Genomic DNA, 21387 nt, shown 5'->3' with positions numbered 1-21387 from the left:
GGTGTTAACGCCTGTGCACACTGTGGATAACCCTGTGCATCCCGCTCCGCAGTAGGGAACTACACGCTTGTGACTTGTGAGCGGTGTGTGAGCGTTAACGGGATGAATGGATCTCATCTATCCACTTCCATCCCCAGTCTCCACAGGTGACCCCCCACCTGTGTACAACCGGGCGGCGTGTCCTCCACAGTTATCCACAGGCTATCCACACTGTGAGAAGTCCGGCCCATGGAACCGTCTCAGATGGTGGATGGGGCCGGGAACGGGCCGATCTCAGCGGTAACGGCGGTCCTGCTTGATGCGGCTGGTGAGCTCGGTGACCTGGTTGTAGATCGACCGACGCTCCTTCATCAGCTCGGTGATCTTCTTGTTCGCGTACATCACCGTGGTGTGGTCGCGGTTGCCGAACAGCTGCCCGATCTTGGGCAGGGACAGGCTCGTCAGCTCACGGCACAGGTACATCGCGATCTGTCGTGCCGTGGCGATCGCCTGGGAGCGGGACGACCCGTACAGGTCGTCGACGGAGAGCTTGAAGTACTCCGCGGTGTGGTTGATGATGTCCGTCGGCGCGACGACGTTGTCCTCGTCGAGGGTGATCAGGTCCTTGAGGACCGTCTGCACCAGGGCCATGTCCACGGCCGTCCGGTTCAGGCTGGCGAACGCCGTGACCCGGATCAGGGTGCCCTCGAGCTCGCGGATGTTGCTCGACACCTTCGACGCCATGAACTCGAGGATGTCGTCGGGCACCTGCAGGTGGTCGGACTGTGCCTTCTTGCGGAGGATCGCGATGCGCGTCTCGAGCTCGGGCGCCTGCACGTCGGTGATCAGGCCCCACTCGAAGCGCGATCGCATCCGGTCCTCGAACCCGGTCAGGTGCTTCGGCGCGACGTCGGACGTGATGACGACCTGCTTGTTGTGGTCGTGCAGCGTGTTGAACGTGTGGAAGAAGGCCTCCTGCGTGGAGTCCTTCCCCTGCAGGAACTGGATGTCGTCGATCAGCAGGATGTCGATGTCGCGGTACCGCTGCTGGAACTGGTTCGAGCGGTTGTTCGCGATCGAGTTGATGAAGTCGTTGGTGAACTCCTCGCTCGACACGTACCGGACGCGGATCCCCGGGTAGAGGCTCTCGGCGTAGTGCCCGATGGCGTGGAGCAGGTGGGTCTTGCCCAGCCCGGAGTCCCCGTAGATGAAGAGCGGGTTGTAGGCCTTGGCCGGTGCCTCGGCCACGGCCACCGCTGCGGCGTGGGCGAACCGGTTCGACGACCCGATGACGAAGTTGTCGAAGTTGTACTTCGGGTTGAGTCGAGACTCGGGCCGACCGCTGGTGCCGGGAGAGTCGATCTGGCTCGGGACGAACGGCGCCTCGATGTACTGGCGCGGTGCGGCACTCTGCTCGACGGCTTCCTGCACGGGCTCGGCGTACTCGGGGACGTTCGGGTCCACCCGCGGCTCCGACGCCATGTCCGGGTTGACGGTGATGGCGAAGTTCGCGACCGAGTCGTCACCGATGCGACCGACCGCCTCCGTGATCGGGATCCTGATGCGCTGTTCGAGCATGCCCCGGGTCAGGTCGTTCGGGACCTCGAGGTACAGGGTGCCGGCGAGCACGCCCTTCGGCTCGACCAGGTTCAGGAACCCGTGGAGCTGCGGCGTGATGCGGGGGTCCTCGGCGAGGAGTCCGAGTACGGATGACCAGAGGTCCTCGACGGGGTCGGCCGGCATCGTCATGTCGCGCTCGTCTCCAGGGGTCGTGTCGTGCGTTCGCTGTCGGACGAGAGTGCGTCCTGCGGGGTCGGACATGCCGTGGCGTCCTCGGCGACCGCACTCGGGACCAGGTCGTCGCCGGCGGATCGTCGGTGGCTCCGGGGGCTTCGTCGACGCCTCGTTGCCGCGGAGGTTCCCACAGGGTTGTCCACAGTGTTGTCCACGACCACCTCGAGCCGTGCGACAGGAGTACTTCCCTGTCGTACCGGCCATCGGGGCGATCGATCACACCACTGTAAAGGACCGGACCGAGTCCCACCGAACGGAAGTTGTCCCCAATGTGGAGAATGGGCTCGAGCAGCGGCAGACCCGACGGCGCCGACGCAACCGGTCCGGGCGGGGTTTGACCTGCTCGCCGCTGTCACGTACCGTTAACCAGTTGACTGCGGCCCTTTGGTCGCGCCCATCTGCGTCGTTCGACACCCGGACGGCTACACATACGTGACGGCTCGCCGCGAGCAGCCGTGTGGAGAACATCATGAGCAAGCGCACCTTCCAGCCGAACAACCGCCGCCGCGCCAAGAAGCACGGCTTCCGCCTCCGCATGCGGACGCGTGCCGGCCGCGCCATCCTGTCGGCGCGCCGCGCCAAGGGCCGTACCGAGCTCTCGGCCTGATCAGGCTCATCGCCTGATCCGGTCCTCGGTCTGACCCCGGCGTCGCAGTGTTGGCCAGCGCCAACCGCATCGTGCGCGGGGATGACTACCGGAACGTCGTGCGTCGTGGTCGCAAGAGCGCCACGGCGCACGTCGTCGTGTCCGTGGTCCGTCAGCCGGTCGACCGCAACGGACCGACGCGGTTCGGCTTCATCGTCGCGAAGACGGTGGGGAATGCCGTGACCCGGAACCTGATCAGGCGGCGGCTCAAGGCGATCGCGCACGACCTGCTCGCCGAGACCCCCCAGGGCTTCGACGTGGTGGTCCGTGTACTGCCAGCCGCATCGCAGGCCGGATGGCCTACCCTGCTCGAAGACGTCACGCGCTCCTTCGCGCGCGGGGTGGAGAAGGCAGCATGAACCGCACTCTGTGGACCCGGCTTGCCTGGGTCATCGCGTTGCTCCCACGCAACGCGTGCGTCGTCGTGCTCCGGGCCTACCGTGCGGTGATCTCCCCGCTGTACGGCAACGTCTGCCGCTACCACCCGTCGTGCTCTCGGTACGCCCTCGACGCGATCCAGCAGTACGGCGTCGTCCGCGGATCCGCCATGGGCGCCTGGCGCATCGCCCGTTGCAACCCCTGGGCTGCTGGTGGCATCGACGACGTCAAGGAACGCCGTCACCCGTTCGTCGTCAACCGGTTCGGGTTCGTCCTCGCGCCGATCCCGCAGCAGCCGCACCCCGCGGTCGGAACGGCCCGGCCGGTCCTGCTCCCCCAGCGCACTCGAAAGGCGTAGCCGTCCCCATGGACATCATCGGATTCGTCCTCTGGCCGCTCAAATGGGTGGTCTCGGCCATCCTCGTCGGCTTCCACTGGATCTTCGAGAACATCGGCATGGACCCGAACGAGGGCATCACGTGGGTGCTCTCGATCATCTTCCTGACGTTCGTGGTGCGCGCAGCGCTGATCCCGATCTTCGTCCGGCAGATCAAGTCGCAGCGCCGCATGCTCGAGGTCGCGCCGCAGCTGAAGAAGATCCAGGACAAGTACAAGGGCAAGAAGGACCAGTTCTCGCGTGAGGCCATGAGCCGCGAGACGATGGCGCTCTACAAGGAGACCGGGACCAACCCGCTCAGCTCCTGCCTGCCGCTGCTGCTGCAGATGCCGATCTTCTTCTCGCTGTACTCGGTGCTGCACGAGGCCCAGATCAACCAGAAGGGCATCGGCCTGCTGACGAACGACCTCGCGGCGTCGTTCGGCAACGCGGCCCTGTTCGGTGCGCCCCTGCACGAGACGTTCACGAACGCCTCCGGGTGGGAGGTCCGTGCGATCGCGGGCTTCATGATCGTCGTGATGACGGCGTCGCAGTTCATCACGCAGCTGCAGCTCGTCGCCAAGAACATGTCGCCGGAGACCAAGGAGTCTCCGATGTACCGCCAGCAGAAGATGATGCTGTACATCCTCCCGCTGGTCTTCGTGATCTCGGGTCTGAGCTTCCCCCTCGGCGTCATGTTCTACTGGCTGGCCTCGAACCTCTGGACGATGGCGCAGCAGTACTTCGTCATCCGCAGCATGCCGACCCCCGGCTCCGAAGCCGCTCTGGCTCGTGAAGCCCGCCTGGCCAAGAAGGCACAGCGTCGCGGCACCGCCACCCCGGTCCTGGCCGAGGCCGGTGCCGGCGCCGGTGCGACGGAGATCGAGCCCGTGCGCGTCACCACCCAGCGTCAGCAGCCGGTCGGCAAGCAGCGCCAGAAGAAGAACGGGAAGAAGTAAGTGACCGAGCAGGACACCGCAGGCGCCGTCGAGACGACGGACACCGAGACCGAGGATGCCCGCGACGAAGCGGACATCGCAGCGGACTACATCGAGGAACTCCTCGACATCTGCGACCTCGACGGCGACATCGAGATCGAGGAACGCGCCGGTCGCGTGTACCTGTCGGTCACCGATGACGGCGAGGCGCTCCGCGTGCTGTCGAAGCCCGACACCGTGACGGCGCTGCAGGAGCTCACCCGGATCGCCGTGCAGGCGGAGACCGGCGAGTTCAGCCGGCTCATCCTCGACGTCGGTGGCTCGCGGGATGCCCGTGCTGACGAGCTGCAGCGGCTCGTGGACACCGCTGTCGAGCGCATCGAAGCCGGTTCGTCGTCGGCTGCGCTCCCCCCGATGTCGTCGTACGAACGCAAGCTCGTGCACGACCTGGTCGCTGAGAAGGGCTTCCACTCGGAGTCCGAGGGTGAGGGTCGGGACCGCCACACGGTCGTCACCCGATGACGGACGCACCCGTCCCGACCGAGGCAGCACCGGTGCTCGAGGCTGAGCCCGCGGCGGCTGCAGCACTCTTCGGTGACCAAATCGAGGTCGCGCGCTCGTTCACCAACGAGCTCGCGCGGCGGGGTGAGGAGCTGGGCCTGATTGGCCCGCTCGAATTGCCCCGCCTCTGGACGCGACACATCCTCAACTCCGCGTTGCTCGCACCCCTCCTGGAGGCCCGGGGTCGCGTTGCCGACGTCGGTTCCGGTGCAGGGTTGCCGGGTCTCGTGCTCGCGATCGCCCGTCCGGACGTCGAGTTCGTCCTCATCGAGCCGATGGAGCGCCGGACGGATTGGCTTCGCGCTGAGTCTGACCGGCTTGGCTTGCAGAACGTCACGGTGCTCCGCGGCCGTGCTGAGGACGTAGCCGACGACGTCGTGGTTGACCAGGTCACCGCACGCGCCGTGAGTGCCCTGTCGAAGCTCATCCCTCTCACCGTGCCGCTGGTTCGCTCCGGCGGCCAGCTCATCCTGATGAAGGGTGCGCGGGTCGACGAAGAGATCGAGAAGGCCCGCAAGGTCATCCTTCGGAAGCGCCTCTCTGATGTCGAGGTGCTCGAGCTCGGAGAAGGTGTGGTCGACGAGACCACCCGCGTCTTCCGGGCTACAGTTGACTGACGCTGCGGCTCGGGCCGGGTCATCCGGCCGCCAGTGGCTCCGCGTTTCACGTGAAACATCGAACCGGGGAAGAGGCACTCGTTGAGTTCATCGACCGACTACGACGCGTCGACACCGCTCGCTCGGGAGATCGCCGACCTGAATCGCCGCCGGCGCGCGATCGCCACGCAGCAGTTCCCGCTCCCTTCTGAGACACGGATCATCACCGTCTCGAACCAGAAGGGTGGCGTCGGCAAGACGACGACGACCGTCAACCTGGCCGCTGGCCTCGCCCATGGCGGCGCTCGTGTCCTCGTCATCGACTTGGACCCGCAGGGCAATGCCTCGACCGCGCTGGGTGTCGATCACCAGGCCGAGGTCGCGAGCATCTACGACGTGATCGTCGACGAGGCACCCATGGCCGACACCGTGCAGGCCTCCCCCGAGTCGGACACCCTCTGGTGTGTGCCGGCCACCATTCACCTCGCCGGCGCCGAGATCGAGCTCGTGTCACTGGTGGCACGTGAGCAGCGTCTCCGGACCGCGCTCGACATGTACCTGCAGTCGCTGGACGAGCCGTACCACTACGTCTTCATCGACTGCCCGCCGTCGCTGGGCTTGTTGACGATCAACGCCTTCGTTGCCGCGCAGGAGGTACTCATCCCGATTCAATGCGAGTACTACGCGCTCGAAGGACTGAGCCAGCTGCTGCGGAACATCGAGTTGATCGAGCGACACCTCAATCCGAACCTCCGGGTCTCCACGATCCTGCTGACCATGTACGACGGCCGCACGAACCTGGCGAACCAGGTGGCGAACGACGTCCGGGAGCACTTTGGTGACCAGGTCCTCAAGGCGATGATCCCCCGCTCCGTCCGCGTGAGCGAAGCACCGAGCTACGGCCAGAGCGTCGTCGCGTACGACGTGAACTCCACCGGGTCGCTGTCCTACCTGGAAGCGGCCGCCGAGATCGCAGCACGAGGAGCGAAGCACTGATGGCACCGAAGCGAACCGGACTCGGCCGAGGCATCGGCGCCCTGATCCCGACGGCGACCGATCAGCAGGACCGTCCCGTCGACGTGTTCTTCCCGACCGGTGGATCGCCGGCATCCGCTCCAACGGCAGACGAGCTGGTGGCCGTGCCGGGAGCCCGACTCGCAAACCTCAATCCGCTGGACGTGATCCCGAACGCGCAACAGCCGCGGAAGGAGTTCCGCGAGGAGGAGCTCCAGGAGCTCGTGCACTCGATCCGCGAGATCGGTGTCCTGCAGCCCATCGTCGTCCGGCCGATCCCTGACGCGACGGGCACCGAGCCCCAGTACGAGCTCATCATGGGTGAGCGCCGTCTGCGGGCCACGAAGGAACTCGGCCTGAGCACGATCCCGGCGATCGTGAAGGACACCCCCGACGACGCGATGCTGCGCGACGCGCTGCTCGAGAACCTCCACCGGGCGCAGCTCAACCCCTTGGAAGAGGCATCGGCGTACCAGCAGCTCCTCGCCGACTTCGGGATCACCCAGGAACAGCTCGGGCAGCGCATCGGTCGATCGCGCCCGCAGATCACGAACACCATCCGACTCCTGCGCCTCCCCTCCCCCGTGCAGCGGCGGGTGGCCGCAGGCGTCCTCTCTGCCGGACACGCGCGCGCCATCCTCGCCGCTCCGGACGCCGAGGCGATGGAGTACCTGGCCGAGAAGATCGTCAACGAGGACCTGTCTGTCCGTGCTGCCGAGGCGATCGCGCAGCAACTCTCCGCGAAGACGCCGCCGGCGAAGCCGAAGACCGAACCGTCGAAGCGTCAGGCGCACTTCAACGATCTCGCTGAGCGGCTCGGCGACCGCCTGAACACGCGGGTGAAGATCGCGGTCGGTGCTCGCAAGAGTTCCGTCACGATCGACTTCGCGAACGGCGACGACCTCAACCGGATCCTCGGTGAGCTCGGGGTAGAAGACCTCGACGGCTGAACCAGCTTCGTGCGGCTCTGTGCGGCGCTGTGACGCCCTGGGGCCCCCGGGCTGCGGTCAGCACCCCTGCGACTCATTCCGGCAGCTCTGACGGCAACGCAGCGTGCCCGACGCGGCTGCTCCAGCAGTGAGGGTGGTTGGCCCCAGGTGAGATGGTGGCGACGTGACCACCATCGGCTCGCCCTTCATACCAGCGATCCGAGGGACGATCTTCCGAGCGGTCGACCCGAGGATCCGTGAGTTCGCTCTCGAAGGATCGCGTTCCGCCAGCCGCTACTGCAGACCGGACGATCCGACGCGCTACGTCGGATTGCCAATTGAGGGAGTCGAAGCTTCGATGCTTGCGAACAAGGGCGTGCGGTGGCGAAACGTGGAGATTGACGTCAAGGCCTCTCCGATCGTCTGTTCACGCGGTTCGGGCGCCTCCGGGCCCGCCGAACGCGCCGGGCGCCAACACCGGCGCTGAGTGAGGATCCTCATGGCGAGATGTTCCACGTGGAACACCTCGCCTCGCGAAGCAGGGAAGTCAATCAGTGCCGCCGTTTCACGTGGAACATTACGGCCCGTCCGAGGGGCAGGTGAAGAGCACCTACCGGTGTTCCACGTGGAACATCGGTCGGCACCGATCAGGCGCGGTGGTCCCGGATCGCCTGCTCGGCGAGCTCGGCATAGGTCCAGCCGAGGTCGAAACCGGACGCGGACAGTGCCTGCGGCAGCAGTGACGTCTCGGTGAGCCCGGGGAGCACGTTCGCCTCGAGGAACCAGGGCGTCCCGGCCCCGTCGATGATCAGGTCGACGCGGGACAGATGCCGGAGTCCCAGAGCCACGTGCGCGGCCACCGCAGCCTCCGAGGCTGCTCCGGCGAACTCGTCGGACAGTCGTGCGGGGGTGTAGAAGGTCGTCTCCCCCGCGTTGTAGCGCGCTTCGAAGCCGTAGATACCGTTGCGCGGCACGATCTCCACGGCGGAGAGCGCCACGGGGCCGTCGCCGGTGTCGATGATCCCCACGGCGACTTCGGTGCCACGGATGAGCTGCTCGACCACGACGTCGTCGCAGTACGTGTACGCCGTCACCATGGCCCGCGGCAGGTCCTTGACGTCATCGACGAGGGTCACGCCCTGCGCACTTCCGCCGCGCGCCGGCTTCACGGCGAGCGGTACCGGGTGCTCGGTCGCGATGGCCTCGAGGACACCGACAGCGCCGAGCTCACGGAACACGTCGTGGGAGAGCGTCACCGAACGAGGGGTACGGACGCCGGCGCGGGCGACCAGCGCTGACGCCGTCGGCTTGTCCCATGCCAACCGGGCCGACGTCGAACGTGAGCCGACGAACGGGATGTCCACGGCCTCCAGGATGCCCCGCAGGGCCCCGTCCTCACCGGAGGCGCCGTGCAGGGCCGGCCACACGACGTCCGGGCGTGATTCGGCGAGAGCCGGCAGGAGCATCGCGTCGGCGTCGCGCAGGTCCACCTGCCAGCCGTAGCCGGTCAGTGAGTCGGCGACCCGACGACCGGAGCGGAGGGAGACATCGCGTTCGTGCGAGATGCCTCCGGCGACGACGACGACGTGACGACGGGTGAGCTCGGCCATGCGGGGTCCTCCGGTGTGGAACTGCGGTGCTGTGCGATCAGTACCGAGGAAAAGCGCTGATCAGGAGATGTTCGGGGGCGGTGCACTGACGGACGACGTCTCGCGGACCACGGTGTTCGGGCGGGTCGTCGGGCCGAACGTCTCGATCAGTTCGAGCTCGTCGTTGACGACGTTGGCCAGACGCTTGACGCCCACCCGGATCTGCTCCGGGGTCGGGTAGCAGAACGACAGACGGATGTGTCCGCCTCCGCGTCCGTCGGCGTAGAAGGCCGTGCCGGGCGTGTAGGCCACGAGCTCCTTGACCGCGCGCGGCAGCATGCCCTTGGAGTCGAGTGACTCGGGCAGTGTCAGCCACACGAAGAAGCCGCCGTTCGGCTTCGTCCAGGACAGGTCGGGCAGGAACTCCCCCAGTGCGGACAGCATGGCGTCACGACGCTCGGCGTAGATGCCCCGGAAGGTGTCGACCTGACCCTTCCAGTCCGCGGCGTCGAGGTACGCGTTCACGACGTACTGGCCGAAGGAGTTCGGCGCGAGCACGGCCGATTCGTTGGCGAGCACGAGCTTCTCGCGGATGGCGTGCGGTGCGAGCGCCCAGCCGACGCGGAAGCCCGGTGCGAGGGTCTTCGAGAAGGAGCCGAGGTACACCACGCCCTCTTCGTCGATCGATCGGATCGCCTGCGGCGCGGGCTCGTCGAACCAGAGGAGCCCGTACGGGTTGTCCTCGAGCACGAGGATGTTGTTCGACCGGCAGATGTCGAGCACCTCGATGCGGCGCTCGCGGCTCATGGTGACGCCGGCGGGGTTGTGGAAGTTCGGGATCGTGTAGAGGAACTTGATCCGCTTGCCCTGGGTGCGTAGGTTCGCGATCGCCTCGCGCAGCGCCTCGGGGACGAGACCGAACTCGTCCGTCGTGACGTGCACCGTCTCGGCCTGGTACGACCGGAAGACCCCGATCGCGCCGACGTACGACGGTGACTCGGCGAGCACGACGTCACCCGGGTCGATGAACAGTCGTGTGACGAGGTCGAGGGCGTGCTGCGAGCCCGTGGTGACCACGACGTCCTCGGCGCTGGCACGGATGCCCTCGAGGCTCATGACGTCCACGATGTGCTCGCGGAGGGACCGCAGGCCCTGTCCGCCGCCGTACTGGAGCGCCATGGCGGAGTGCTCGTTCATGACACGGTCCAGGGAGCCCGTGACGAGCTCTCTGGGCAGCGCGGAGACGAACGGCATGCCGCCGGCCAACGAGACCACTTCGGGGCGCGAGGCGACGGCGAACAGGGCTCGGACCTCGGAGGCGCTCAGCCCGGCGGTGCGCTGGGCGTAGGAGTCGTACCAGGGGTCGAGGCTGTTGCCGTTCGTCATCGAGTGCTCCGTTCAGTGGGACATTCCCGCCACACTACGACATCGGCCCGGGGAACCAGGGTTCCGCGACGGGGCCGATCGTCATCCGGTGGCTCCGGACGAGAACGGCCCCGCTCTCCGGGGAGAGCGGGGCCGTTCGGGTGGGGCGACCTACGCGAGGAACTCGGCGAGGTCGGCCTCGAGCGCGGGCTTCGGCTTGGCGCCGATGACGGTCTTGACGACCTCGCCGCCCTTGAAGACCTTCATCGCCGGGATCGACGTGATCTGGTAGTTCATGGCCGACTGGGGGTTGTCGTCCACGTTGAGCTTCACGATCTCGATCTTGCCGGCGTGCTCTTCGGCGATCTGGTCGAGGATCGGCGAGACCGCGCGACACGGGCCACACCACTCGGCCCAGAAGTCGACCAGGATCGTCTTGTCGGACTTGAGGACCTCGTCCGAGAAGGTGGCGTCGGTGACAGCCTTGGCGTTGGACATGTGTGCTCCTTCGAGAAGTCGTTCAGGGGGTACAACGGCGATGCCGTCGTGGTATTCCGAGGCGGGTCAGGCCCGCGCGGCGATGACGTCGACCATGGCGGGCTCGGTCGGGGCAACGCCCTCGGCCTCGTCCGTCAGTGCGTCGTCGAGCTCCGCGAGGTACTTCTCGGCGTCGAGCGCGGCGACCGTGCCCGAACCAGCAGCCGTGATGGCCTGACGGTAGGACGGGTCGATGACGTCACCGGCGGCGAAGACACCCGGCAGGTTGGTCTTCGACGAACGGCCCTGGACGGCGATCGTACCCTCGGGCGCGATGTCGATCTGGCCGTGGATCAGGTGCGTGCGCGGGTCGTTGCCGATCGCGATGAACAGGCCGTCCAGCGCGAGCTCGGACTCCTCGCCCGTCACGGTGTCCTTGAGCGTGACGCCCTCGACCGCGGTGTCACCCGTGATGCCGGTGACCTCCTTGTTCCAGGCGAACTCGATCTTCGGGTCGTTCATCGCACGGTCCTGCATGATCTTCGACGCACGCAGGGAGTCCTTGCGGTGGATGACCGTCACCTTGTCGGCGAAGCGGGTGAGGAACGTCGCCTCTTCCATCGCGGAGTCGCCACCACCGACGACGGCGATGTTCTTCTGTCGGAAGAAGAAGCCGTCGCAGGTCGCGCACCACGAGACACCGTGGCCGGACAGGCGCTCTTCGTCGGGGAGCCCGAGGTGACGGTAGGCCGAGCCGGTGGCGTAGATGACCGCGAGGGCCTCGTACGTCTCGCCGGAGCCGACGGTGACCTTCTTGACCTTGCCGGTGAGGTCGACGGAGACGGCGTCGTCGTACAGGACCTCGGCACCGAACTTCTCGGCCTGTTCCTGCATCTTGATCATGAGGTCGGGGCCCTGGATCCCCTCGGGGAAGCCGGGGAAGTTCTCGACCTCGGTCGTCTTGGTGAGCTCACCGCCCGTCTCGACACTGGAGGCGACGATGAGCGGCTTGAGCTCTGCGCGCGCTGCGTAGATGCCGGCGGTGAACCCGGCCGGGCCGGAACCGATGATGATGAGCTGGCGCATGCCTGATTGCCCTTCCGTTGCGTCTGACCGGGTCAACCCATCGTACCGGCGAGGCATTCCTCACGCCCCGTGAGCGTGTGGTGCTCGGCAGGTATCAGCGGCCGAGCTTGCTCCGGAGCATCCGGACGGCGTTGCCGATCTCACCGTTCTTCGCGACGACGAGGGCTCCGAAGTACACGGCTGCCATCACCGCGCCGGCGAGGACGAGGGTGATGGCCGCTCCGGTGAAGTCGGCCATCGCGAAGCCGCTCGCCGAGAACGACCCGAAGAAGTTCACGACGAGGAGTCCCGCGACGCCCGCGATGAGCGCGGCTACGACGAACTGCACGTGCGAACGGGTGACCACCGGCCCTTCGATGCCACCGAGCCGCTTGCGGACGAGCACCAGGGCGACGATTGTCTGCGCGGTGCCCGCGAGGGTGGTGCACGCTGCGATCGCGACACCGATCGCCTCGTTCGGGAGCGTGGTGACCGCGAGGGCACCGATCACGAACAGCACCGACTGGACGCACTGCATGAGGAACGGCGTCCGGTGATCGTGCATCGCCCAGAAGACGCGCTGGATGATGAACAGCATGCTGAAGAGCACGAGGCCCGGCATGTAGGCCAGCAAGACGGCGCCGATCGACAGCGCCCCGTCGAAGGTGTTGGAGAACATGCGTCCGAACGGCACGGCGACGACCATCAGCGCGATCGATGCGAAGACGGTGAACAGTCCGACGATCCGCAGCGAGAGCGACAGGTTCTTCCGCACGGCGTCGAGGTCGCCGCGTTCCGCGTCGTGGCTCATCCGTGTGAAGTACGCCGTCGCGATGGAGACCGTGATGATCGAGTGCGGCAGCATGAAGAGCAGCCAGGCGTTCTGCAGCACCGCGTTGCCCGCGGCACCGGAACCCAGCGATGCGACGCGTGACTGCACGATGCCGGCCAGCTGGGTGACGAGGATCATCGCGAACAGCCACCCCGCCGCGGTGCCCGTGGACTTCAGGCCGACACCGCGCCAGCGGAAGTCAGGTCGGAAGCTCAGGCCAGCCCGGCGCCAGAAGAACGGCAGGAAGGCGGCCTGAGCGAGCACGCCCAGGGTTGCACTGCCGGCGAGGACGGCGATCTTGAGCGGAGTCCAGTCGTCGATGCCGGAGTTCGCGGCCCTGCCGCCGAACATGGCGATGAAGACGACGAGCCCGGCGATCGAGATGACGTTGTTGATGAGCGGCGCCCACGTGAACGGGCCGAAGACCTGCTTCGCGTTGAGGACCTCGCCGAGCAGGGAGTACATCGCGTAGAAGAGGATCTGCGGCAGGCACCAGAACGCGAACGCCACCGCGAGGTCGATCTGACCGGGCGTGAACCCCTTGCCCTCGCCTGAGGCGGTCTGCGCGTACACCTGCACGAGCAGTGGGGCGATGAGGGTGGCGACGACGGCGATGACGATGAACAGGGATCCGCCGAGCGTCACGATCTTGTTGACGTAGGCCGTGCCACCGTCGGTGTGCTGCTTCATCGCACGCACGATCTGCGGGATGAGCACGGCGGACAACAGGCCACCCGCGATCAGCGCGTAGATGTTGTTCGGGAGCTGGTTGGACACCGCGAACGCATCCGCCGCCGGTGACTGCGTCTGCCCGATCGCGTACGCCAGCACGAAGGTCTTCGCGAAGCCGAGGATGCGCGACAGCATCGTGCCGGCGGCCAGCATCGCGCTCGCCCGGCCGAGGCTGCGCTCGGCGACCGGCTCGGCGTCGACGTCGGGCTGGGGCTGGCTGGTGCTGATGGTCGGCTCCTCGGGGTCGCGGTCGTCCGCGACGGTGTTGCGTGCGGCGTCGGACGGGAGGCTCGGCTCGGCTCCGGCGCGCGCGATGGCGTCCTGCAGGGGGCCCTGGTCCACCGCCGCGGTCGCCGCTCCGGTGGCCGTGCCGGCCGTGGACGCGGCCACACTGGGTGCGGGGGCCGCTCCGGAGCGGTGATCCGTGCCTCCAGGCCGGGTGGTGGACGCCTGCGCGCCCCCGACCGTCGGCTGGACCGCCAGGGGGCGGTTCGGGTCGTCGTCGTCCTCGTCGTCGAGTTCGCCGTTTCGGCGGCGGATGCGCTTGCGGATGCTGCGGAAGATGCCGAAGCCGAAGATGCCGATCAGGGCGATCGCGGCGGCCGCGGTGATGACCGTCTCCCACTGCGCCTGCACGTTCAGCTCGACGGTCGCGGGCTCGGCCACGGCGACGCCGGTGGGGCTCGAGAGCGACATCGTCAGCTCGACCTTGCCGTTCGCGACCGACTGCACGGGGACGGTCGCGCGGGTGGAGGAATCTGGCTGGATCTCGACGACGATGTCGTTGCGGACGACACGCAGCGCCGAGTTGGACGGCTGCACGGACAGGTGCACCGTGACCGGGTAGGCGGAGCTGTTGCGGATGGACACCGGCAGGGACGACCGGTCGCCGAGCAGGGTGAGGCTGCTCGAGTCGACGATGCCGACCTCGGTGGTGCTCTTCGCCCAGGCGGCCGTGCGGGCCTCCACCGCGGCGGCGAGGCCCTGGTCGTCGTCGCGCCACGCGTTCGAGGCGAGCGCGAGCAGACGGAGCCGGGCGGGCGCGGTGAGCTGGTTCGGGTCGCCGAGGATCGTCGCGAACGCGGAGAGCCCCTGTTCCCCCCGCACGAGTCGCTGCAGCTGGTCGATCCGGGGCTCGCCGGTGGACGCGCTGGCGAGCGTGAGCGACCCGGCGACGGCCTTCGAGGCGGTGGAGAGGTCGGCCGGGGCGACCCAGGCGGTGCTCTCGAGGGCGTCCAGCGCCTGGCTGAGCCGGGTGGAGTCGGACGGCCACTCGCGCCCGAGGGTCAGCAGGATCGGCCCCGTGGCGGTGGCGGCACGAGCCGAGGTGGCCAGCGTCGCGGTGAGCTCGGACATCGTCGACGACCAGGTCTGCCGGTCGGTGGCGGCGGCGGCTCGGCGGAGCATCGACGACATCGACTGGTCGGAGACGAGCACGTGGTCGTCGCCGATCTTCTCGGACGCGGTGATGGTGGTGTCCGCGCCGGCCGAGGTGTTGCCGCTCGAGACGATGGTGGTCTTCGTGCCGGCACGCTCGAGGGCGGGCAGGTCGGCGGAGGACACCGTCCCCTCGGTCGGCCAAGCGATCGAGTCCATCGAGTACGGGAAGTCGAGCAGGGACTCCGTGGTCGGCAGCGTCTCCTGCGCCTGGTCGGCACCGTCGTCGGTCGTGGTGCCGCTCGAGGCCTCGGTGGGGGCCGGCGACGAGGTCTGCCCGGGCGTGGCCGTCGGAGTCGGTGCCGGGGTCTCGGCGCCGGGGAAGTTCTCGGACTTGACGGACTGGTCGAGGGAGATCGGCGACAGGATGCCGTCGGACCCGGCCTGGCGCAGGCCGGTGACGTCGGCGTCGGCGTAGGGCAGCGCGAAGGTCTCGTTGCGCAGTGCTTCGAGACGCTGCAGCCAGGTGATCGCACTCGACGGGGCGTTGCCGCCGAGGATCCGGATCGAGGCGATGATCCGCGGGTCCACCGCCACGGCGACGTTGTGGTCCTCGGCTGCGTCGAGCTGCTGCGTGAGCGTGCCGTCGACCGAGGTCGCGGCGGCCAGCACGGGGGCGGTGAGGATGCCGTCGGTCGACTTCGGCACGGTGATCGGCATCGCGACCGAGACGCTGACCGGGGCCTGTTCGAAGTCCGGGTACCAGGTGATGGCGGAGCGGTCGACGGCGAAGGCGTCGCCCGCCGTGTACTCGGCCGCGATGCGGCGGGCGCCGAACGAGGAGTACCCGCCGAGCGCCACGTTGCCGGAGACGATCTCGACCGAGTCGATGGTGATCGAACGGTGCGCCGGGATCGCCGGGATGTCCACGGAGTCCATCGGGGCGCCGAGGTAACCGGTTGTGGTGGTGTCGCTGAGCCAGCTCGCCAGGACGTCGCGCGTGCTCACCGAGCGGAAGATGTCGAACTCCGCGGTGCCGGCCGGCAGCGCCGCGTCGGTGTCGTTCGTGACGGTGACCGACAGGGTGAGGTCCTGGTCGCGCTGGACGACGCCACGGTTCGCGGGGGCGATCGAGATGGTCGCCTTGCCCGCGTCTGCGGCGGCCGGATCGGCGACGTGGCTCTTGGCTGCGGACACCGTGGCGGCCGAGGCGTGATCGGTGACGACGGGCGCGACGACCAGGCCGAGCGCGACGAGGGTCGACGCGGCTGCGGCGAGCGTGGTGCGGAGCATCTGCATACGGGGAGCGGGCCACGGGGTCGGTTCGGGCCGAGCACGAGTGTATGAGGCGCGACCATGAACAGGTCCCGTGCGCGCGCGGCTTGTGGAGAACTCGGGGCCTCGATCTGGGAGGATGAGCACCGTCATGCAGTCCGTTGCCCAGGCCGTCGAACGACTCGACGCACTCGCCACCACCGAGCCCGTCGACCTCCTCGCTCGGGCCTTCGCCGACGCCGGGCACGAACTCGCCCTCGTCGGCGGCCCCGTCCGTGACGCGTTCCTCGGCCGTCCGGTGACCGATCTGGACTTCACCACCGACGCCCGGCCGGACGAGATCCTGCGGATCGTCGAACCCATCGCGAGTGCCACCTGGGACGTCGGTCGCCAGTTCGGCACCATCGCCGCACGGGTCGCCGGCGAGCAGGTCGAGATCACCACGTACCGCAGCGACGTCTACGACGGCGAGACCCGCAAGCCCGAGGTCGCGTTCGGCGACACCATCGAGGACGACCTGCTCCGTCGCGACTTCACGGTCAACGCGATGGCCCTGCGGCTGCCGGACCGCGAGCTCGTCGACGTGCACGGCGGCGTCGAGGACCTGCTCGCCGCACGGCTCCGGACGCCCCAGACCGCGGTCGTCTCGTTCCGCGACGACCCCCTGCGGATGATGCGCGCCGCACGGTTCACGTCCCAACTGGGCTTCACCGTCGACGACGACGTGCGGGCCGCGATGCAGGAACTCGTCGCATCGATCGACATCGTGTCCGCCGAGCGGGTCCGCGACGAACTCGTCAAGCTGCTCAACACGGACGACCCGGTCCCCGGCCTCCGGCTGCTCGTCGAGACCGGCCTCGCCGAGCGGTTCCTGCCCGAGCTGCCCGAGATGCGGCTCGAGGTCGATGAGCACCACCACCACAAGGACGTCTACGAGCACTCGCTCACCGTGCTCGAGCAGGCCATCGGGTACGAGGCCGAGCGGCACGCCGGCGATCCCCCGGACACCGTGCTCCGGCTCGCGGCGCTGCTGCACGACATCGGCAAGCCCGCGACGCGCAAGCTCGAGCCCGGCGGCGCCGTGAGCTTCCACCACCACGACCTGGTCGGTTCCAAGATGGCGAAGAAGCGACTCCGTGCGCTCCGCTTCGACAACGACACGATCGCCGCGGTGTCCCGCCTGATCGAGCTGCACCTGCGCTTCTTCGGGTACACCGAGGGCGCCTGGACGGACTCCGCCGTCCGCCGCTACGTCCGCGACGCCGGACCGCAGCTCGAACGGCTGCACGAACTCACTCGATCGGACGTCACCACCCGCAACCGCCGCAAGGCCGACCGGCTGGCGTTCGCCTACGACGACCTCGAGGACCGCATCAAGGTGCTGTCCAAGCAGGAGGAGCTCGAGTCGATCCGCCCGGACCTGACCGGCGACGACATCATGCGGATCCTCGACATCCCGCCGGGGCGTGCCGTGGGCGAGGCCTACCGGTTCCTGCTCGAGGCCCGGATGGACGAAGGGCCCCTCGGGCCGGAGACGGCCGAGGAGCGCCTGCGCGAGTGGTGGAGCACCCGAGGCGACGCCGACGCCTGAGACGCGACCGCCTGCCGGGCGGAACCGCTCTCCACAGGCCGGTGGCGCGCCTCCAGGCAGTCCGGTAGGCTACCCAGGTTGCCCCTCGCGCACCTGCGTGGTCTGGGGCACATGCATCAACCCTCCTGCCCCGGGAACCGCCCGGGGCCGCTGAGACCAGAGGAGGTGGGTTCCGCATGCACCAGTACGAACTGATGGCGATCCTCGACCCCGAGATCGATGAGCGCACCGTCGCTCCCAGCCTGGACAAGTTCCTGGCCGTGATCCGCAACGCGGGTGGCACCGTCGACAACGTGGACGTCTGGGGCCGTCGCCGGCTCGCTTACGAGATCGCGAAGAAGTCCGAGGGCATCTACGCCGTCGTCGACTTCACGTCGTCGCCCGAGGCCGCCAAGGAGCTCGACCGTCAGCTCGGTCTCTCCGAGGCCGTGCTCCGCACGAAGGTCCTCCGCGCTGAAGAGGGCATCGCGCAGGTCGCCGCCCAGAAGCAGCGTGACGAGGCTCGCGCGGCCCGCAAGGCCGCCAACGCCTCCGCAACCGCGACCGCGAGCGCCGAGTAACCCGTGGCCGGCGAAACCGTCATCACGGTGGTGGGCAACCTCACCGCGGACCCCGAGCTGCGCTACACGCAGAACGGGCTCGCCGTGGCGAACTTCACCATCGCGTCGACCCCTCGCACGTTCGACCGTCAGGCGAACGAGTGGAAGGACGGCGACGCGCTGTTCCTCCGTGCGAGTGTGTGGCGCGAGTTCGCCGAGCACGTGGCGGGGTCGCTGACGAAGGGCTCGCGCGTCATCGCGCAGGGTCGTCTGCGTCAGCGTTCCTACCAGGACCGTGAGGGCCAGCAGCGCACGAGCATCGAGCTCGAGGTCGACGAGATCGGCCCGTCGCTCCGCTACGCGACCGCACAGATCACCCGCGCAGCGGGTGGCAGTGGCGGCGGTCGTGGCCAGGTCGGCGGCGGCGCCAGCGCCCCCGCGGGCAACGGCGGCGGCAACTGGAACAACAACGGTGGCGGTCAGTCGGACGCGCCCTGGTCTCCCCAGGGCGGCCAGCAGGGTGGCAGCAACGCACAGTCGAACGACGTGTGGAGCACCCCCGGTGGCAACTTCGACGACGAGACCCCGTTCTGATCCTCAGCGTTCCGACGGACACACAACTTTTCTTCTAAGGACAAATCACTATGGCTGGAAAGAGCACCGGCGACCGCCGGAAGCCTCGCGGCAAGGGCGGCAAGAACGCTGCTCCCGCGAAGTCGATCAAGGTCGGCGTCATCGACTACAAGGACGTTGCGACCCTTCGCAAGTTCATCTCGGAGCGTGGAAAGATCCGCGCCCGTCGCATCACCGGCGTCTCCGTCCAGGAGCAGCGCCTCATCGCCCGTGCCGTGAAGAACGCCCGTGAGATGGCGCTCCTCCCCTACGCCGGCTCCGGCCGCTGATCGGAGGTCGACACATGTCGAAGCTCATCCTCACCCACGAGGTCTCCGGCCTCGGTTCCGCTGGTGACGTCGTCGACGTCAAGAACGGCTACGCCCGCAACTACCTCATCCCCCAGGGCTTCGCTGTCGCGTGGTCCAAGGGCGGCGAGAAGCAGGTCGAGTCGATCCGTGCCGCGCGTACCGCGCGCGAGCTCGCCACCATCGAAGAGGCACAGGACCTCAAGATGAAGCTCGAGAACGCGACCATCACCCTGTCGGTCAAGGCCGGCAAGGACGGTCGTCTGTTCGGCTCCGTCCGTCCGGGCGACGTCGCTGACGCCGTCCAGGCGCAGGGCGTCGGCTCGCTCGACAAGCGCAAGGTCGAGGTCCCCGCGACCATCAAGACCGTCGGTGACCACGAGGCCACCGTGCGCCTGCGCGAGGACATCACTGCCGTGATCTCGCTCAAGGTCGTCGCTGCCAAGTAGCACTGACGTTCCGCTCCACGACGGGCGGGTCTCCTCCGGGAGGCCCGCCCGTCGTTGCGTTCCGGGGGCGGTCGCGCGGCTTGTCCCACGGCTGTCGCCGACATGGTCACGGGCCTGGAGGCGCGGCTCGACTCGGGCTGGCTGGTTACGGTTCAGACGGGGTCGCGCTGGCTGGGAACAGGCCGAGAACTCTTCCCACAGGAGGGGTCCTTGTCAAGTCGTTTTACACAGTGGAAACGTGTCAAATCGGAACCTTCAAGGGGTACTTGAACCCCACTTTTCCACACACCGTGTGTAACAGAAAAGCCCAGGTCAAGTGGTCGAAAGTGTGTTCGTACGGGTCTTTTTCCACAGGCCCGTCCACAGTTCTCCACACAGCGCTCCGGCGTGTTCCGCAGGCTCTCCACAGAGTTATCCACAGGGCCGTTTGTTGGGGATAACTCTGGGGCCGTACGTTGGCCCAGCGACTCGGGGATGTCGGTTGCCGGGGGTAGAAACAGGGGTGCGGGTTCCGGCCGGTGGGTGCTGTCCCGCCGGTCCAGGTCCGTGTCGTCAACAGAGGAGAGCGTGTGTCGATCGCACATCTTGAGCCCGCACCGCAGGACTACGCGGAGCGCGGCATGGAACGCACCCCGCCGCACGACATGCTCGCGGAGCAGTCGACCATCGGTGGCATGCTCCTGTCGAAGGACGCCGTCGCCGACGTCATCGAGACCGCCCGTGGCGTGGACTTCTACGTTCCCAAGCACGAGGTCATCTTCGACGCCATCCTGTCGCTCTACTCGCACGGTGAGCCCACCGACGTCATCGCCGTCACCGACGAGTTGACCAAGACCGGACTGCTGTCCCGCGCCGGCGGCGCCGAGTACCTGCACAGCGTCACGAGCATGGTGCCGACCGCCGCGAACGCCGGCTACTACGCCGGCATCGTCGCCGAGAAGGCGGTGCTCCGCCGCCTGGTGGACGCTGGCACCCGCATCGTCCAGATGGGCTACGCGTCCGAGGGTGAGGTCACCGACCTCGTCAACAGTGCGCAGGCCGAGGTCTACAACGTCGCCGGTGGTGTGCAGACCGAGGACTACGTCCCGCTGACCGACGCCATCTCGGCCGCGCTCGACGAGATCGAGGCCGCCAAGGGCCGCGACGGCCAGATGACCGGCGTGCCGACCGGGTTCGCGCAGCTCGACGGCCTGACGAACGGCTTCCACCCCGGACAGCTCATCATCGTCGCTGCCCGACCGGCCCTCGGTAAGTCGACGCTGGCGCTCGACCTGTGCCGCGCCGCCGCGATCAAGCACGACCAGACCGCCGCGTTCTTCTCGCTCGAGATGGGTCGTGCCGAGATCGCGATGCGTCTGCTCTCCGCCGAGACCAGCGTGCCGCTGCAGAACATGCGCAAGGGCACCGTGGACTCCCGCGACTGGACCACCATCGCGCAGACCCGCGGTCGCATCAACGACGCCCCGTTCTTCATCGACGACTCCCCCAACATGACGCTCGTCGAGATCCGCGCCAAGTGCCGTCGACTCAAGCAGCAGCACAACCTGAAGCTCGTGGTCATCGACTACCTGCAGCTGATGACCTCGGGCAAGAAGGTCGAGAGCCGCCAGCAAGAGGTCTCCGAGTTCTCGCGTGCCCTGAAGCTGATGGCCAAGGAGCTCCAGGTCCCGGTCATCGCCCTGTCGCAGCTGAACCGTGGTCCGGAGCAGCGTGCCGACAAGAAGCCGGCGATCTCCGACCTCCGTGAGTCCGGCTCCATCGAGCAGGACGCTGACATGGTCATCCTGCTGCACCGTGAGTCGGCGTACGAGAAGGACAACCCGCGTCAGGGTGAGGCGGACCTGATCGTGGCGAAGCACCGTAACGGACCGACGGACACCATCACCGTGGCGTTCCACGGGATGTTCTCGCGGTTCGTCGACATGCCGCAGTAGGCGCATGGGCGCGCGACGCCTCGCCGACGTC

At 67.8% G+C, this 21387-nt stretch carries 21 protein-coding genes; 15 read left to right on the top strand and 6 right to left on the bottom strand.

All coding sequences use genetic code 11. The annotated features are described in order from the left end of the window. Nucleotides 1–273: 273 nt before the first annotated feature. Nucleotides 274–1728, bottom strand: a complete 1455-nt coding sequence (dnaA, locus tag DEJ05_RS01465; protein WP_071404155.1) for a chromosomal replication initiator protein DnaA — start codon at nt 1726–1728, stop codon at nt 274–276. Between the two features lie 514 nt (nt 1729–2242). Between dnaA and rpmH the strand changes: the two genes are divergently transcribed. From rpmH to DEJ05_RS17765, 9 genes are all read left to right on the top strand, one after another. Continuing rightward, entirely contained in the window at nt 2243–2380 is a 138-nt protein-coding gene (rpmH, locus tag DEJ05_RS01460; protein ID WP_022889115.1) for a 50S ribosomal protein L34, read from the top strand. 47 nt (nt 2381–2427) lie between these two features. Further along, nucleotides 2428–2778, top strand: a complete 351-nt coding sequence (gene rnpA, locus DEJ05_RS01455) for a ribonuclease P protein component (RefSeq protein WP_071404131.1) — start codon at nt 2428–2430, stop codon at nt 2776–2778. Next, nucleotides 2775–3155, top strand: a complete 381-nt coding sequence (gene yidD / locus DEJ05_RS01450; protein WP_017887819.1) for a membrane protein insertion efficiency factor YidD — start codon at nt 2775–2777, stop codon at nt 3153–3155. The genes rnpA and yidD overlap by 4 nt, the downstream gene beginning before the upstream one ends. A gap of 8 nt (nt 3156–3163) precedes the next feature. Then, on the top strand, nt 3164–4132 hold the full coding sequence (gene yidC / locus DEJ05_RS01445; protein WP_111038690.1) for a membrane protein insertase YidC: 969 nt from the start codon (nt 3164–3166) through the stop codon (nt 4130–4132). Then, complete coding sequence (locus DEJ05_RS01440) at nt 4133–4633, top strand: R3H domain-containing nucleic acid-binding protein (RefSeq protein ID WP_071248630.1); 501 nt, start codon at nt 4133–4135, stop codon at nt 4631–4633. After that, nucleotides 4630–5289, top strand: a complete 660-nt coding sequence (rsmG, locus tag DEJ05_RS01435; protein ID WP_111109537.1) for a 16S rRNA (guanine(527)-N(7))-methyltransferase RsmG — start codon at nt 4630–4632, stop codon at nt 5287–5289. Before DEJ05_RS01440 ends, rsmG begins: the two co-directional genes overlap by 4 nt. Nucleotides 5290–5370: 81 nt before the next feature. Then, entirely contained in the window at nt 5371–6264 is an 894-nt protein-coding gene (locus tag DEJ05_RS01430; protein WP_269149421.1) for a ParA family protein, read from the top strand. Continuing rightward, nucleotides 6264–7232, top strand: a complete 969-nt coding sequence (locus DEJ05_RS01425) for a ParB/RepB/Spo0J family partition protein (RefSeq protein WP_111109536.1) — start codon at nt 6264–6266, stop codon at nt 7230–7232. Before DEJ05_RS01430 ends, DEJ05_RS01425 begins: the two co-directional genes overlap by 1 nt. A 163-nt stretch (nt 7233–7395) precedes the next feature. Beyond that, entirely contained in the window at nt 7396–7698 is a 303-nt protein-coding gene (locus tag DEJ05_RS17765; RefSeq protein WP_146244990.1) for a hypothetical protein, read from the top strand. Between the two features lie 160 nt (nt 7699–7858). On the opposite strand, the gene DEJ05_RS01420 is transcribed toward DEJ05_RS17765, so the two are convergent. The 5 genes from DEJ05_RS01420 to DEJ05_RS18250 all read right to left on the bottom strand — a co-directional run bounded on the left by DEJ05_RS01420 (nt 7859) and on the right by DEJ05_RS18250 (nt 15941). After that, the gene (locus DEJ05_RS01420) at nt 7859–8821 is read right to left on the bottom strand and encodes a D-alanine--D-alanine ligase (RefSeq protein WP_111109535.1); all 963 of its coding nucleotides are present in this window, start codon (nt 8819–8821) and stop codon (nt 7859–7861) included. A gap of 60 nt (nt 8822–8881) precedes the next feature. Then, nucleotides 8882–10186: a PLP-dependent aminotransferase family protein gene (locus DEJ05_RS01415; RefSeq protein ID WP_111109534.1), complete on the bottom strand. Its 1305-nt coding sequence runs from the start codon at nt 10184–10186 to the stop codon at nt 8882–8884. Between the two features lie 150 nt (nt 10187–10336). Beyond that, nucleotides 10337–10663 carry a thioredoxin gene (gene trxA, locus DEJ05_RS01410; RefSeq protein WP_017887828.1) on the bottom strand — a complete coding sequence of 109 codons (327 nt, stop codon included), beginning with the start codon at nt 10661–10663 and terminating at the stop codon, nt 10337–10339. A gap of 66 nt (nt 10664–10729) precedes the next feature. Next, complete coding sequence (trxB, locus tag DEJ05_RS01405; protein WP_110863691.1) at nt 10730–11728, bottom strand: thioredoxin-disulfide reductase; 999 nt, start codon at nt 11726–11728, stop codon at nt 10730–10732. Nucleotides 11729–11822: 94 nt separating this feature from the next. Beyond that, nucleotides 11823–15941 carry a DUF6049 family protein gene (locus DEJ05_RS18250; RefSeq protein ID WP_220036988.1) on the bottom strand — a complete coding sequence of 1373 codons (4119 nt, stop codon included), beginning with the start codon at nt 15939–15941 and terminating at the stop codon, nt 11823–11825. Nucleotides 15942–16074: 133 nt separating this feature from the next. Here DEJ05_RS18250 and DEJ05_RS01395 point away from each other — a divergent pair, with 133 nt between their 5' ends. The 6 genes from DEJ05_RS01395 (at nt 16075) to dnaB (ending at nt 21356) form a co-directional block, all read left to right on the top strand. Next, nucleotides 16075–17514 (top strand): CCA tRNA nucleotidyltransferase, encoded by a 1440-nt coding sequence (locus DEJ05_RS01395; protein ID WP_111109612.1) that lies wholly within the window; start codon nt 16075–16077, stop codon nt 17512–17514. Nucleotides 17515–17690: 176 nt separating this feature from the next. After that, the gene (gene rpsF, locus DEJ05_RS01390) at nt 17691–18074 is read left to right on the top strand and encodes a 30S ribosomal protein S6 (protein WP_027466903.1); all 384 of its coding nucleotides are present in this window, start codon (nt 17691–17693) and stop codon (nt 18072–18074) included. A gap of 3 nt (nt 18075–18077) precedes the next feature. Then, entirely contained in the window at nt 18078–18647 is a 570-nt protein-coding gene (locus tag DEJ05_RS01385; protein ID WP_111109533.1) for a single-stranded DNA-binding protein, read from the top strand. Between the two features lie 50 nt (nt 18648–18697). Further along, nucleotides 18698–18955: a 30S ribosomal protein S18 gene (gene rpsR, locus DEJ05_RS01380; RefSeq protein WP_017887834.1), complete on the top strand. Its 258-nt coding sequence runs from the start codon at nt 18698–18700 to the stop codon at nt 18953–18955. Between the two features lie 14 nt (nt 18956–18969). Next, nucleotides 18970–19422, top strand: coding sequence for a 50S ribosomal protein L9 (gene rplI, locus DEJ05_RS01375; protein ID WP_027466901.1), 453 nt, complete (start codon nt 18970–18972; stop codon nt 19420–19422). Between the two features lie 569 nt (nt 19423–19991). Beyond that, complete coding sequence (gene dnaB, locus DEJ05_RS01370) at nt 19992–21356, top strand: replicative DNA helicase (protein ID WP_031260130.1); 1365 nt, start codon at nt 19992–19994, stop codon at nt 21354–21356. Nucleotides 21357–21387: the final 31 nt, after the last annotated feature.

This window comes from Curtobacterium sp. MCLR17_045, from assembly GCF_003234405.1.
In the GTDB taxonomy this organism is placed as follows: Bacteria; Actinomycetota; Actinomycetes; order Actinomycetales; family Microbacteriaceae; genus Curtobacterium; species Curtobacterium flaccumfaciens.
Note: the sequence above shows the minus strand (reverse complement) of the source record. Positions and strands in the feature narration are given on the sequence as shown.

Excerpts from the sequence above, each read along its gene's own strand:
- dnaA (WP_071404155.1), bottom strand. The coding sequence starts at position 1,728 with ATGACGATGCCGGCCGACCCCGTCGAGGACCTCTGGTCATCCGTACTC.
- rpmH (WP_022889115.1), top strand. The coding sequence starts at position 2,243 with ATGAGCAAGCGCACCTTCCAGCCGAACAACCGCCGCCGCGCCAAGAAG.
- yidD (WP_017887819.1), top strand. The coding sequence starts at position 2,775 with ATGAACCGCACTCTGTGGACCCGGCTTGCCTGGGTCATCGCGTTGCTC.
- yidC (WP_111038690.1), top strand. The coding sequence starts at position 3,164 with ATGGACATCATCGGATTCGTCCTCTGGCCGCTCAAATGGGTGGTCTCG.
- rsmG (WP_111109537.1), top strand. The coding sequence starts at position 4,630 with ATGACGGACGCACCCGTCCCGACCGAGGCAGCACCGGTGCTCGAGGCT.
- DEJ05_RS01425 (WP_111109536.1), top strand. The coding sequence starts at position 6,264 with ATGGCACCGAAGCGAACCGGACTCGGCCGAGGCATCGGCGCCCTGATC.
- DEJ05_RS01420 (WP_111109535.1), bottom strand. The coding sequence starts at position 8,821 with ATGGCCGAGCTCACCCGTCGTCACGTCGTCGTCGTCGCCGGAGGCATC.
- DEJ05_RS01415 (WP_111109534.1), bottom strand. The coding sequence starts at position 10,186 with ATGACGAACGGCAACAGCCTCGACCCCTGGTACGACTCCTACGCCCAG.
- trxA (WP_017887828.1), bottom strand. The coding sequence starts at position 10,663 with ATGTCCAACGCCAAGGCTGTCACCGACGCCACCTTCTCGGACGAGGTC.
- trxB (WP_110863691.1), bottom strand. The coding sequence starts at position 11,728 with ATGCGCCAGCTCATCATCATCGGTTCCGGCCCGGCCGGGTTCACCGCC.
- DEJ05_RS18250 (WP_220036988.1), bottom strand. The coding sequence starts at position 15,941 with ATGCTCCGCACCACGCTCGCCGCAGCCGCGTCGACCCTCGTCGCGCTC.
- DEJ05_RS01395 (WP_111109612.1), top strand. The coding sequence starts at position 16,075 with ATGCAGTCCGTTGCCCAGGCCGTCGAACGACTCGACGCACTCGCCACC.
- rpsF (WP_027466903.1), top strand. The coding sequence starts at position 17,691 with ATGCACCAGTACGAACTGATGGCGATCCTCGACCCCGAGATCGATGAG.
- rpsR (WP_017887834.1), top strand. The coding sequence starts at position 18,698 with ATGGCTGGAAAGAGCACCGGCGACCGCCGGAAGCCTCGCGGCAAGGGC.
- rplI (WP_027466901.1), top strand. The coding sequence starts at position 18,970 with ATGTCGAAGCTCATCCTCACCCACGAGGTCTCCGGCCTCGGTTCCGCT.